This window comes from Clostridium sp. AF29-8BH (genome assembly GCF_003478145.1).
GTDB classification, from domain to species: Bacteria; Bacillota; Clostridia; order Lachnospirales; family Lachnospiraceae; genus Otoolea; species Otoolea fessa.
This window is the reverse complement of sequence record NZ_QUEL01000023.1, coordinates 14,699-27,103: the sequence shown is the minus strand read 5'-3', so window position 1 is coordinate 27,103 and position 12,405 is coordinate 14,699. Positions and strand designations below refer to the sequence as shown.

Here is a 12,405-nt window from a genome sequence, read left to right as displayed (position 1 = left end):
TGGGTGAAATGATATGAAAAAAAAGGTGGAAATTCTGGCACCGGCGGGTTCCTTCGATAGCATGAAAGCGGCGGTGGCAGCGGGGGCGGACGCAGTCTATATGGGCGGCAGCCGTTTCGGAGCCAGGGCATATGCGGAAAATCCGGATGAAATGGGGATGCTGGAAGCGATCAACTACGTGCATCTGCATGGGCGCCAGCTTTATATGACGGTCAATACGCTGGTAAAGGAAGACGAGATGGATGACTTATACGACTATCTGCTTCCGTATTACCAGGCGGGACTGGATGCCGTGATCGTGCAGGACATGGGCGTATTTTCTTATATCCGGGAGCATTTTCCGGATTTGCCGGTTCATGCGAGCACACAGATGACGATTACCGGACCGGAGGGCGCGGCGCTTATGACAAGAATGGGCGCGGTCCGCATCGTCACAGCGCGTGAACTTTCATTGGAAGAGATACGCCGCATTTATCAGGAGACGGGCGTGGAGATAGAGAGCTTTGTTCACGGGGCTCTCTGTTACTGTTATTCGGGACAATGCCTGTTCAGCAGCCTGATCGGCGGCAGAAGCGGCAACCGGGGACGATGCGCTCAGACCTGCCGGCTTCCGTTTGATGTCCTTCGGCGGCTGGATGAGAACAACCCGAATGAAAACAAAAAACAAAAGAAAGAAAATGGCGTGTTAAATCCGGGCGATTCCAAGTATGTGCTCAGTCTCAAGGATCTTTGTACGCTGGATATTTTGCCGGATATTCTGGAAGCAGGCGTTTATTCCTTGAAAATCGAGGGGCGCATGAAGAGTCCGCGCTATACGGCAGGCGTGGTGCGCCTGTACCGGAAATATGTAGATTTATATTTAAAGAATGGCAGAAAAGGTTACCGGGTTGACCCGAAAGACCGGAAGGAGCTGCTGGATCTGTTTGACCGCGGCGGTCAGACGTTAGGCTATTATACCGAGCACAATGGACGCGATATGGTAGTCTGCCATGAGAAACCGGCATTCCGCCAGGAAAACCGGGAACTTTACCAGTATCTGGACAAAACGTATGTGGAAGCAGAGGTAAAAGAACCGGTTCAGGGGTTTGCGCGTGTCTGTGAAGGCGAACCGCTGCAGCTGACGCTTCAATACGAAGATCCGCTGACGGGAGAAAGCCGGATGGCAGGCGGAATCGGAGCAGTTGTCCAGACGGCAGTGAAACAGCCGATGAGCAAGGAACGGATTGAGAAACAGCTCGGAAAAACGGGAAATACGCCGTATTATTTTGAAAATCTGGAAGTGGAGACAGGCGGCAGCCTTTTGTGCCGGTGCAGGAGTTAAATGAACTCCGCCGCTCTGCGTTTGAGCAGCTTACCGAGGAGATACTGCGTCCATACCGCCGGGAGATACCGGAAAATAGGGCGTGCGGGACAGGAAAAGGGTGGCAAAATCCGGAAGAAAAGAATCTGGAAGAAAATAACCAGACAGGTTCGGAATCAGAAAAAACCAGCCCGGCTCAGGACGTTGAACTCACAGCAGATTTACCTGTACAAAGTCAGAAAACGCTGTTTGAGAATAAAAAAGGGAATAAAACAGCTCTGTACCACATCCACGTTTCGGTCGAACACCCGGCACAGTTAAAAGTGGCGTTATCCGTACCGGAAGTCGGAGCCATCTATCTGGATAGCGCTGAATTTGGCGCCGAACAGTGGAACGAATGGGTATCGCGCTGCCATGAGGCAGACAAGCAGTGCCTTTTGGTAATGCCGCATATTTTCCGCGATCGGGCAAAGGAATATTTTGAAACACATCGTTCCAGGCTGGAATCGGCGGGATTTGACGGTCTTGTCATCCGGGCATGGGAAGAGCTGGAACTGGTGCGCGAGTGGAAGATTTCCATCCCGCTTGTGATGGATTATGGTATTTATACGATGAATCACCGGGCGGAGGATTTTGTGCGGGAGATGGCGCCGGAGCTTTCGATGCGTTTTACCCTTCCGGTCGAGCTCAACAGCCGGGAGTTGGAGGCGCGCGACAGCCGGGAACGGGAACTTCTCGTATATGGCTCGATCCCGGTCATGGTAACCGCCCAGTGCATCCGGAAAACCGTGGAAGGATGCAGTAAATGTCCGGAATATCTGTATCTGCGGGATCGCAAAAAGAAGGTATTTCCGGTAAGGAACCAGTGCCGCTTCTGCTGCAATACGATCTACAATTCCAGCCCCCTGTCGCTTTTGAAGGATAAAAAGCAGATAGACCGCCTGCAGCCGGAGGTGCTGCGTCTGGCATTTACGTCGGAGAGTGCGGCACAGACCGGGGAAGTGCTGGATGCCTACGTGAAGACCTTCCTCCATCAGGAACCGGTGGAGCTGGAGGGCGAATTTACAAGAGGTCATTTTAAGAGGGGCGTAGAGTAGCGTGTGTACCGGGAATCTTCCGGGTACACATGAAAAGGAGGATCAACATGATAAATCTTGTGACAACGATGTCCAGGTATCTGATGATATTGCTGATACTGATTTATACATATTACAATTTCCGCTTTTTTTCACTGCCGGATGACGAGTCGAAACTCCGGCTCTGCCGTCTGCAGAATGTACCGCTGTTTTTGATATTTCTTCTGTCGGGTACGATCATTTATCTACAAACCGAGGATGAGGCAGTTGTGCTGTTTTTCGGCGCGCAGCTTGTCTTTTTTGTCCTGTACCAGCTCTTATACCGGCTGTTTTACCGGAATGCGTCGAGACTGTTGCTGAACAACACGTGTATGCTTCTGTGCACCAGTTTTATCATGCTGACGCGCATCTCGATGGACAAGGCGGTCCGCCAGTTTATCATCATGGCAGTTGCAGCGGTTATCACAATGATTATACCATATGTGATAGATAGAACCTGGCAGCTCGCTAAGATACCGTGGGTGTACGGCCTGATAGGTCTGGCGCTGCTGCTGGTTGTCTGTGTGATCGGCAATACCAGCTTCGGCGCGCAGCTTTCGATCAGTATCGGCGGATTTTCGTTCCAGCCGTCCGAGTTTGTTAAGATCAGCTTTGTATTCTTCGTGGCGACGATGTTTTACCGCTCAACGGAGTTTAAAAATGTGGCGATCACGACCGGCGTGGCGGCGGCGCACGTGTTGATTCTGGTGTTATCCAAGGATCTGGGAAGTGCGCTGATTTTTTTCCTCGCCTATGTCCTGATGCTGTTTATTGCAACCTCCAACTGGCTGTATCTGGCAGGCGGTCTTGGAAGCGGCTGTGCGGCTGCGATGCTGGCGTATAAGCTGTTTTCGCATGTGCGTGTCCGAGTGGAAGCATGGCAGGATCCGTGGAGTGACATTGCAGGAAAAGGATATCAGGTTACGCAGGCGCTCTTTGCGATCGGCACAGGCGGCTGGTTTGGCATGGGACTTTACCAGGGGATGCCGAAGAAGATCCCGGTTGTCGAGAAGGACTTCATTTTCGCGGCGATCTCGGAGGAGCTGGGCGGCATCTATGCGCTCTGTATTCTCCTGATCTGTCTGGGCTGCTTCATGCAGTTTATGCTGATTGCGACCCGGATGCAGGCATTATTTTACAAGTTGATCGCGTTTGGTCTGGGAATTGAGTATGTGGTGCAGGTGTTCCTGACGATCGGTGGCGTGACCAAGTTTATTCCGTCCACCGGCGTGACGCTGCCGCTTGTCAGTTATGGAGGCAGTTCGATTCTCAGCACATTTATCCTGTTTGGCGTGATACAGGGACTATATGTCCTGAAACGGAATGAGGAAGAAGAGGAGGAGCAGCAGCTTGATGAGGCAGAAGGATGAAATGGAAAGAACTGAAAATGCGAGAGCGCGTTCAAACCGTCATATTCTGTGGCTGACCTATGGGATTGCGGCGCTCTTTATCGCGATGGCCGTTTATTTTGGCTGGTTTATCCAGTTTAAGAGTGAAAATGTGATCGGCAGCTCTTATAATGCGAGACTCGATCTCCTCTCAGACCGGGTGACCCGCGGTTCGATTATGAGCAATGATAAAACGGTGCTGGCGCAGACGAACGTTGCAAGTGACGGAAGCGAGAAACGCTATTATCCGTATGATTATCTGTTTGTCCATTCGGTCGGATATTCTGGCAAAAATGGAAAAACAGGTCTGGAGTCGCTGGCGAATTTCTACCTGCTTTCCTCCCATGTGAATCTGATTGAGAAAACGATCAATGAATTTCAGGGGAAGAAAAATCTGGGCGACAATGTGATTACGACGCTCGATGTGGATCTGCAGCAGACGGCATCCGACGCGATCGGAAAACACCGGGGTGCGGTGATCGTCATGGAACCGGATACGGGAAAGATTTTAACGATGGTTTCCCAGCCGAATTTCAATGCGAATCTCGTCGATGAGCGCTGGGCAGAGTTGATATCGCCGGACAATACGAAGGCGCAGTTAGTCAACCGCGCGACGCAGGGCTTATATCCGCCGGGATCGACGTTCAAGATGCTGACGGTGCTGGAATATATGAAAGAGAACCCGAATACCTGGCAGGACTATGTGTATAATTGTAATGGCTCTTACCAGAATGGCGATTATACGATTAAATGTTACCACGGGACGGCACACGGGGCGCAGAACCTGATTCAGGCATTTGCCAATTCCTGCAACGGTGCGTTTGCGGAGATTGGAATGCAGATTAATTCAGAAAAATTCCGGGCGCTGGCAAATCAGATGCTCTTTAATTCGGAGCTTCCGTACACACTTCCGTACAACCAGAGCACGTTTTCGCTCGACGGCAGTTCGGATGACTGGGAAAAGCTTCAGACCGCGATCGGACAGGGAAAAACCCAGATTACGCCGCTGCATAACCTGATGATCGTATCGGCGATTGCCAACGGCGGCACGCTGATGAAGCCATATATGATCGATCATGTTGAAAATGTGGGTGGTCAGACGGTCAAGAAGTTCCTTCCGTCCGCCTATGGAACCCTGATGTCTGCGAATGACGCACAGTTTCTGACGCATCTCATGAGCCAGGTGGTCGAGATTGGTACGGGTTCCGCGATGCGGGGGGCATCCTATACGGTGGCCGGAAAAACCGGTTCCGCCGAGTTTGAGACAGGTAAGGAGACACATTCCTGGTTTGTCGGTTTCGCTCCGGCAGACAAGCCGAAGGTGGCGATCTGCGTGCTGGCAGAAGAGTCCGGTTCCGGCGGTGCGGTCGCTGCGCCGATCGCAAGACAGGTGCTGGATCGGTATTTTGCGAAATATGGGCAGTAGGACAAAAGAAAAGGGCAGGAAAGCGATTTGAAGCTTTTCCTGCCCTTTTTGTCTCAAATATGCATAGTCACATTTTATTTACACAGCCGTTCCAGATCCCCATAGAATCCCGGATAGGAGATGTTCACGCAGTCTGCATCCAGAATTTCGGTCTCGCCGGAAGCGCCGAGTGCGGCAACGGCGAAGGTCATGGCGATGCGGTGATCCTTCTTGCTGTCGATCACAGCACCGTGCAGCGGCTTGCCTCCGTGGATGATCATGCCATCTTCGGTCTCGGTCACATCCGCGCCCATAGCGGTTAAATTCTCTACCATGACAGCAATGCGGTTTGACTCTTTTACCTTCAGTTCCGCGGCATCGCGTATGACGGTGGTTCCCTCGGCATAGCACGCCATCGCAGCGATCACCGGAAGCTCGTCGATGAGAGTCGGGATGATCGCGCCCTCGATCGTGGTTCCGGTCAGCTTACCGGAGCGGACGAGCAGGTCGGCGGTCGGTTCGCCGGAGGCGGTGTTTACATTGAGAAGTTCGACGTCCGCGTTCATCGCCTTGCAGACGCGCAGGATGCCGTCGCGGGTCGGATTGATACCGACATTTTTAATTAAGATTTCTGAATCCGGTACGATGAGTCCGGCTGCGATAAAGAAGGCAGCGGAGGAGATATCGCCCGGAACCAGAATTTTCTGTCCATAGAGCTGTTTTGCCGGCTGTAAAATCGCGGTGGTTCCATCTGTGTGGATGTCTGCGCCGAATGCGGACAGCATCCGTTCACTGTGATCGCGGGAAATGTAAGGTTCGGTCACGCGGGTTTCTCCGTCGGCATACAGACCTGCCAGCAGAATCGAGGATTTGACCTGGGCGGAGGCAACCGGAGAATTATAATGGATGCCGTGCAGTGGTGAGCCGGTGATATGGAGCGGCGCGCAGCCATTTCCATTGACACTCTCGATCTTTGCGCCCATCTGAGAGAGAGGATCGATGATGCGCTTCATCGGACGTTTCTGGATGGAAGCGTCGCCGGTCAGTGTTGTGTCAAATTTCTGGGCCGAGAGAATGCCGGAGATCAGGCGCGTTGTGGTGCCGCTGTTGCCGCAGTCTAAAACGGAGTCTGGGGCAGTCAGCCCGTGCAGTCCACGTCCGTGGACGAGAACGGTCTCGCCCTGATTTTCGATCGAGATTCCCATTTTGGAAAAACAGGAGATCGTGGAGAGACAGTCTGCGCCCTGCAGGAAGCCGTGAATTTCGGTCAGTCCGTCCGCAAGAGCGCCGAACATGACGCTGCGGTGAGAGATGGACTTGTCTCCCGGAACGGTCAGTTCGCCCCGGAGAGAAGATGTATGGGTAAATTTCATTGAGTTCATAGTTGTACCTGCCTAAACATTAATGTTGAAAGTTAAGTTTGAAACATACATTGCAGTCTACGCGAACAGCGTGTAATTGTATTTCTTCAAACGCGCCCACGCCGCTTCCATCGAAGCCTTGTCGTAGAAGCTGATCCGCAGCGCGCCCTCGCCATGCTCACGGTTGTGGCTGATGCCAATATTTTTGATACTGATTCCTTTGCCGGAGAGGATCGAGGAAATGATGGAGATAGCACCTGGTTCGTCCACCACGTCGGCGGAGAAGGCGTATTCCGGCTGTATCGATCCTTTTGGAGTTTCTGCAAACGAATTCCGGTAGTCGCGGGAGGACTCAAACAGCTGGTAGATGGCTCTAGACTGGTGGTCGGACAGTTCTTCCCGCAATGTCGTCAGGGAATCAATGTAGCGATCCAGCACCTCAGTGATATTGCCTGTGTTCGTCATGCAGATCTGTTCCCACATGACCGGAGAAGAGGAGGCAATACGGGTGATATCCTTGAAACCTCCGGCAGCCAGCCGTTTCATCATCTGATCCTCGCTGTCGCAGTCGTGTACCAGGTTGACCAGGCTGGAGGCGATGAGGTGCGGCAGATGGCTGATCGCCGCGACAATGAAATCATGACGATGGTAATCCAGCACCAGGGGCAGCGCACCGATCGCCTTTGCCACCTCCACCATACGGTCGGTGTAGGAAGCCGGGGTGTGCGGCGTCGGGGTAATGATATAGTACGCATTTTCCAGCAAATGGTCGGTTGAACTCTCGTAGCCGGTCTTTTCCGAGCCAGCCATCGGGTGTCCGCCGACGAAGCAGCTTTCCATGCCAAGCGCGGCAACGGTCTCATGAATGCTGGTCTTGGTGCTTCCGACGTCAGTCACAACCGCGCCTTCCTTTAAGAACGGCCGGATCTGGCGCAGATAGGATTCATTAAATTCAACCGGTGTGCACAGGAAAATGATGTCGCACTCGCTTAAATGCTCGTCCACGCCGTCCAGAATCAGGTCAACAATGCCGTCTGCATGTGCCTGTTCCAATTTTTCGCGGGTCCGCATATAAGCCATGATCTGAATATCCGGGGCGCTGCGTTTCAAACCTCTGGCGATAGAGCCGCCGATCAGACCGAGTCCGATGAAACCGGCGGTAAGATGATTAATCGGTGTATTCATAGCAATTACGCTCTCTTTCATAGGTAGTATAGTAAAAAATGAAACTAGAAATTATTGTAGAATAGAACAAGTCACTTGTCAACGATTTTACGCGTTGAAGTGAAAAAGAAATTTTTTTACATCTGTTTATTACTAAATTTGCGAAAATGCGATTGATTTCACCGCCTTTGAACAGGGAAATTGTCGCATTTTCAATGCTTTTCAAAATAAAACGAATAAATTTTGTATAAAGGTGTTGTTTTGCTTGAAATTTTCTCTATTTTCTTGTACAATATGAACAGAGGTTAAAATACAAGAAAAAAACATCAAAATAAATAGACGGGAGGACTTAACTATGAACGTGTATGGAACAAAACAAATCCGCAATGTAGTGTTACTGGGGCACGGCGGTGCCGGCAAGACAACGGTAGCAGAGGCGCTGGCACTGGTAACAGGTACTACCAAGAGAATGGGAAAAGTTCCGGAAGGAACCACCATCAGCGATTATGATAAAGAAGAAATCAAGAGACAGTTCTCTATCTCCACCACGCTGATTCCGTTGGAGTATCAGGGAGAAGATGGACCGATCAAGATTAACCTGTTAGATACCCCTGGCTATTTTGATTTTGTGGGAGAAGTAGAGGAAGCTATCAGTGTAGCAGATGCAGCAATCATCGTTGTAAACTGCAAGGCTGGCATCGAAGTCGGAACCGAGAAGGCATGGGAACTCTGTGAAGAGTACAACCTGCCGCGCCTGTTCTTCGTTACCAACATGGATGACGATCAGGCAAGCTTCCGTGAGCTGATCTTAAAACTGGAGAAACAGTTTGGCCGTAAGATCGCGCCGTTCCAGGTGCCGATCCGTGAAAATGAAAAATTTGTCGGCTTTGTCAATGCGGTAAAGATGGAAGGCCGCCGTTTCACTCATTTAAGCGAATATGAGAAATGCGAGATTCCGGAGTACACCAAGAAGAACCTCGGCATCATCCGTGATGCGCTGATCGAGGCAGTGGCAGAGACGAGTGAAGAATATATGGAGCGCTATTTCTCCGGTGAAGAATTTACACAGGAAGAGATCGCACAGGCGCTGCGCGAGCACGTAAGTGAGGGCAACATCGTTCCGGTTATGATGGGTTCCGGCATCAATGCACAGGGCTTCGCATATTTGCTGCAGGCGATCGATAAATACTTCCCGTCACCGGACAAGTTCGAGTGTGTCGGTGTCGATGTATCGACCGCAGAGCGCTTTACCGCTAAATATAATGACGATGTATCCCTGTCGGCACGTGTTTTCAAGACTGTGGTTGACCCGTTCATCGGCAAATACTCCCTGATGAAGATTTGTACCGGTACCTTAAAACCAGATACCGTTATCTACAATGTAAACAAAGATGCTGAAGAGAAAGTTCAGAAAGTATATGTTCTCCGCGGCAAGGATGTCATCGAGGTTCCGGAATTAAAGGCGGGCGATATCGGCGCGGTTGCCAAATTAAACGTTACTCAGACCGGCGATACCATCGCAGTCCGCACGGCTCCGATTGTATACCACAAACCGAAGATTTCTACCCCGTATACCTACATGGCATACGCAGCTAAGACCAAAGGCGATGAGGACAAGATCTCCAGTGCACTGGCGAAGATGATGGACGAAGATCTGACACTCAGAAGCGTCAGCGATACCGAGAACCGTCAGACCTTACTTTACGGCATCGGCGAGCAGCAGCTCGAAGTTGTTGTCAGCAAGCTGCAGGCAAGATATAAAGTAGACATTGTGCTCAGCAAACCGAAATTTGCATTCCGCGAGACACTTCGCAAGAAAGTAGAAGCACAGGGCAAATATAAGAAACAGTCTGGTGGACATGGACAGTACGGCGATGTTAAGATGTCCTTCGAGCCGTCCGGCGATCTGGAGACACCGTATGTATTCGAAGAAAAGGTATTTGGCGGTGCCGTTCCAAAGAACTACTTCCCGGCAGTTGAGAAAGGTGTTCAGGAATGCGTACAGAAGGGTCCGTTGGCTGGATATCCGGTTGTCGGTGTGAAAGCAACCCTGTTAGATGGTTCCTATCATCCGGTTGATTCCTCCGAGATGGCATTCAAGATGGCAGCGACGCTGGCATTCAAGAAAGCGTTCATGGAAGCGAATCCAGTTCTCCTTGAGCCGATCGCATCTCTGAAAGTAACCGTTCCGGATAAATTCACCGGCGACGTTATGGGCGATCTGAACCGCAGAAGAGGTCGTGTTCTCGGTATGAACTCCAACCATCACGGCAAACAGATCATCGAGGCAGATATCCCGATGTCCGAGCTGTTTGGTTATAACACCGACCTTCGTTCCATGACCGGCGGTATCGGTGAATTCTCCTATGAGTTCAGCCGCTACGAGCAGGCTCCGGGCGATGTACAGAAGAGAGAAGTGGAGGCGAGAGCGGCAGAAGCTGAATAATGGCAGATGTAATGTAGGTGCGTAAATGGCTATGAGAGTGCATAAAGCTGATTGGAAGGCTTGGATGGGGCATTGGATTGAGCCCAGAATTGTCTGCGATTTGGTTGTAAAATATAGACAAAACAGAATCGCCTGCCTATGCGCGAAATGCCGAAAATAAAAGAAGCGCTTACCGTTTCGGTCAAAAATATGATATTCTTATATAAATAAGCAGAAAACCGCCGCAGGCGGCTGAGTGGATCGATACCGATTCATCAAGGCTGTCAGCGGCGGCTTTCTCTTTCTGGAAGGTCTTTCGGATCGATATGGTTATAGGCTGTGCTTGAATTGAACAAAGCGTTGCGAATGTTATCGATGGGACAGGCGAGAAGTTAAGGCAGTGAATGCGGATGCCAAATTGCTACGAATTGCGTGCTTTTGCAATTTTCAAAAAGAAGGCTATAAATTGTAAGAAAATAGAAAAGACTACCCACCTGTAAAAAGGTATAATGTTGCAAAGAGAACAACTTATACAGACAGGTGGGTGGCCTTTTTATGATAGAGAAAAATGAGAAAAGCGGGGAACTCATGGAAGTAAAAGAACAGGCAAAAACAGTTCGGAAACACCCGGAGCGGATGATCGTGCGTATCTGGCTGGTGCTGGCGCTTATTTGTCTGCTGGCGGGTCTGATCGCCCAGTATACGTTCCGGCTGAAAGAACCGCTGTTTCTGCACTACAGCCAGTCGGCTTATCTGGGCTGTGGGCTGGACGGAGTAGAAACTTCGGAGGATGGAATCGTTTCATCTGTGTCAAGTGAGGCGCTTGAAGAAGAAAGTACCGATTCCGATGTGAAAGTTGGAGTTTTAGACGAAGGTGTGAAAGACCTGAATGCGGATATGGGATTGGAGAATACAGTGTCTTTGTATGCACTGGGGGAAGAAAGTGTGGATGAGACAGATGAAACTTCGGATGTATGGTATACACAGGTAAATTTTGCCTATCTGACGGATGTGACGGATGAGATCTGTGTGAGAGAAATTCGTTTTTCAGAGTTGCCTGAACTTCAAATGCAGGAAATGCGGGAGACAGTCCAGTCAGCGGGACAGTATGCGCTTCATCGCCTGGATGCTACGCTTTCGATTGAAGATCCGCAGCATAACGGGATCAGTCAGTGGAGAATCCTGACGCGGGCGCAGGTGCTCTATTCAGATGGAAACACAGCGGACGTAAAAATTGGTAATCTGGTACTGATTGCAAATCCGGAGGGCGGGAGCGCCCTGGAAAATCCAAGTTCCAGCGCCAATTCAGATGGAACGGCCACACAGGTTTACACCGTTCAGAAAGATGGAACCATCGAAGTAAAAGGCTGCATTGCGTCAGCCGGGGAGATGGAAAATTTTTCGATGACCTTAAATGGAGAGCCTATCCCAGCCCAAAAAGAAGGGGAAGATCCGAAACGGCTGACAGTAAAAACGGGTGATGTCCTGACGTTCCAGAGCCATTGGATTGGCAAAGAGGAAGACCAGTCGCCGCAGGTATTTCATTCAGGAGTTGCAGTGCTTTCATATATCGGCAAAGATGGCGGGGAGCAGGTTCTTTCATTTGAAAATGAATACAGGAAGAGAAGGGAGCTTCGCTTTATTGATGTGTGGAAATATCTGCTGAAAGAGGAGGCATTTAAGTGAAAACGGGAGATCATAAGATTTTAGCCGGTCTGATTCTTGCTTCGATTCATATTAATCTGTTCCATGTGATGCTGCTGCCGCCCTGCATCGGGTTTCTGATTTTATATATCGGGATTCTCCAGAAAGAGCGGCAGGCGGGATTTTTCCAGATGGATGTAAAAGAGATGAGAGTGTACCGGGCAGCAGGGGCGGCGCTTGTGCTGGTGACTGCTTTTTCTAGCTTCCTGTCCATGTTCTGGAGGCGGCCGGACGGAACCATCTGGTCGCTGATTCCGTGTATGCTGGAATATGTGGTGCTCTATGGACTGATGGAAAGCTACACCGCAGGTTCGCCCAGACATTCCTATCACTCCGAACTGTGCTGTGGATATGCTATGGTAATGGGAGCAGCACTGTGTGGGTACGCAGTCAGCCTGATTCTGCATATCGCGCTGTGGCAGCTCTTTGCGTCTATGATTATTCTGGTCTGCCGGTTTATGGTGGTTATGGTTGTTATAGGGGCGAAGAAAGAGGCATAAAAAATAAAAAGCCGTAATCAGATATACTCGCCCATGGGATTAA

General features: G+C 50.5%; 9 protein-coding genes. 7 read left to right on the top strand and 2 right to left on the bottom strand.

All coding sequences use genetic code 11. The annotated features are described in order from the left end of the window. Positions 1 to 13: 13 nt before the first annotated feature. Genes DWZ16_RS16985 through DWZ16_RS12450 form a run of 4 tightly spaced genes read left to right on the top strand, consistent with a single transcriptional unit; the run spans position 14 to position 5,229 of the window. Positions 14 to 1,321 (top strand): U32 family peptidase, encoded by a 1,308-nt coding sequence (locus DWZ16_RS16985; RefSeq protein ID WP_412694346.1) that lies wholly within the window; start codon positions 14 to 16, stop codon positions 1,319 to 1,321. Further along, positions 1,303 to 2,397, top strand: coding sequence for a hypothetical protein (locus DWZ16_RS16980; protein WP_412694345.1), 1,095 nt, complete (start codon positions 1,303 to 1,305; stop codon positions 2,395 to 2,397). Before DWZ16_RS16985 ends, DWZ16_RS16980 begins: the two co-directional genes overlap by 19 nt. A gap of 47 nt (positions 2,398 to 2,444) precedes the next feature. After that, positions 2,445 to 3,785, top strand: coding sequence for an FtsW/RodA/SpoVE family cell cycle protein (locus DWZ16_RS12455; RefSeq protein ID WP_118467334.1), 1,341 nt, complete (start codon positions 2,445 to 2,447; stop codon positions 3,783 to 3,785). Continuing rightward, on the top strand, positions 3,769 to 5,229 hold the full coding sequence (locus DWZ16_RS12450) for a peptidoglycan D,D-transpeptidase FtsI family protein (RefSeq protein WP_118492044.1): 1,461 nt from the start codon (positions 3,769 to 3,771) through the stop codon (positions 5,227 to 5,229). The genes DWZ16_RS12455 and DWZ16_RS12450 overlap by 17 nt, the downstream gene beginning before the upstream one ends. A 74-nt stretch (positions 5,230 to 5,303) precedes the next feature. Here the strand turns inward: DWZ16_RS12450 and aroA are convergent, their stop codons facing one another. Further along, entirely contained in the window at positions 5,304 to 6,581 is a 1,278-nt protein-coding gene (gene aroA / locus DWZ16_RS12445) for a 3-phosphoshikimate 1-carboxyvinyltransferase (RefSeq protein ID WP_118522972.1), read from the bottom strand. 66 nt (positions 6,582 to 6,647) lie between these two features. Then, complete coding sequence (locus DWZ16_RS12440; RefSeq protein WP_118492045.1) at positions 6,648 to 7,754, bottom strand: prephenate dehydrogenase; 1,107 nt, start codon at positions 7,752 to 7,754, stop codon at positions 6,648 to 6,650. A 334-nt stretch (positions 7,755 to 8,088) separates the two neighbouring features. Here DWZ16_RS12440 and DWZ16_RS12435 point away from each other — a divergent pair, with 334 nt between their 5' ends. From DWZ16_RS12435 to DWZ16_RS12425, 3 genes are all read left to right on the top strand, one after another. Next, a complete protein-coding gene (locus tag DWZ16_RS12435; RefSeq protein WP_118492046.1) occupies positions 8,089 to 10,179 on the top strand; it encodes an elongation factor G in 2,091 nt (696 codons plus the stop codon). A gap of 534 nt (positions 10,180 to 10,713) precedes the next feature. Beyond that, the gene (locus DWZ16_RS12430) at positions 10,714 to 11,844 is read left to right on the top strand and encodes a hypothetical protein (protein WP_118522963.1); all 1,131 of its coding nucleotides are present in this window, start codon (positions 10,714 to 10,716) and stop codon (positions 11,842 to 11,844) included. Then, positions 11,841 to 12,362, top strand: a complete 522-nt coding sequence (locus tag DWZ16_RS12425; RefSeq protein WP_107001643.1) for a hypothetical protein — start codon at positions 11,841 to 11,843, stop codon at positions 12,360 to 12,362. The genes DWZ16_RS12430 and DWZ16_RS12425 overlap by 4 nt, the downstream gene beginning before the upstream one ends. The last annotated feature ends 43 nt before the right edge of the window (positions 12,363 to 12,405 follow it).

What these genes read in the sequence shown, in the direction of transcription:
- DWZ16_RS16985 (WP_412694346.1), top strand. Translation starts at nt 14, where the DNA reads ATGAAAAAAAAGGTGGAAATTCTGGCACCGGCGGGTTCCTTCGATAGC.
- DWZ16_RS12455 (WP_118467334.1), top strand. Translation starts at nt 2,445, where the DNA reads ATGATAAATCTTGTGACAACGATGTCCAGGTATCTGATGATATTGCTG.
- DWZ16_RS12450 (WP_118492044.1), top strand. Translation starts at nt 3,769, where the DNA reads ATGAGGCAGAAGGATGAAATGGAAAGAACTGAAAATGCGAGAGCGCGT.
- aroA (WP_118522972.1), bottom strand. Translation starts at nt 6,581, where the DNA reads ATGAAATTTACCCATACATCTTCTCTCCGGGGCGAACTGACCGTTCCG.
- DWZ16_RS12440 (WP_118492045.1), bottom strand. Translation starts at nt 7,754, where the DNA reads ATGAATACACCGATTAATCATCTTACCGCCGGTTTCATCGGACTCGGT.
- DWZ16_RS12435 (WP_118492046.1), top strand. Translation starts at nt 8,089, where the DNA reads ATGAACGTGTATGGAACAAAACAAATCCGCAATGTAGTGTTACTGGGG.
- DWZ16_RS12430 (WP_118522963.1), top strand. Translation starts at nt 10,714, where the DNA reads ATGATAGAGAAAAATGAGAAAAGCGGGGAACTCATGGAAGTAAAAGAA.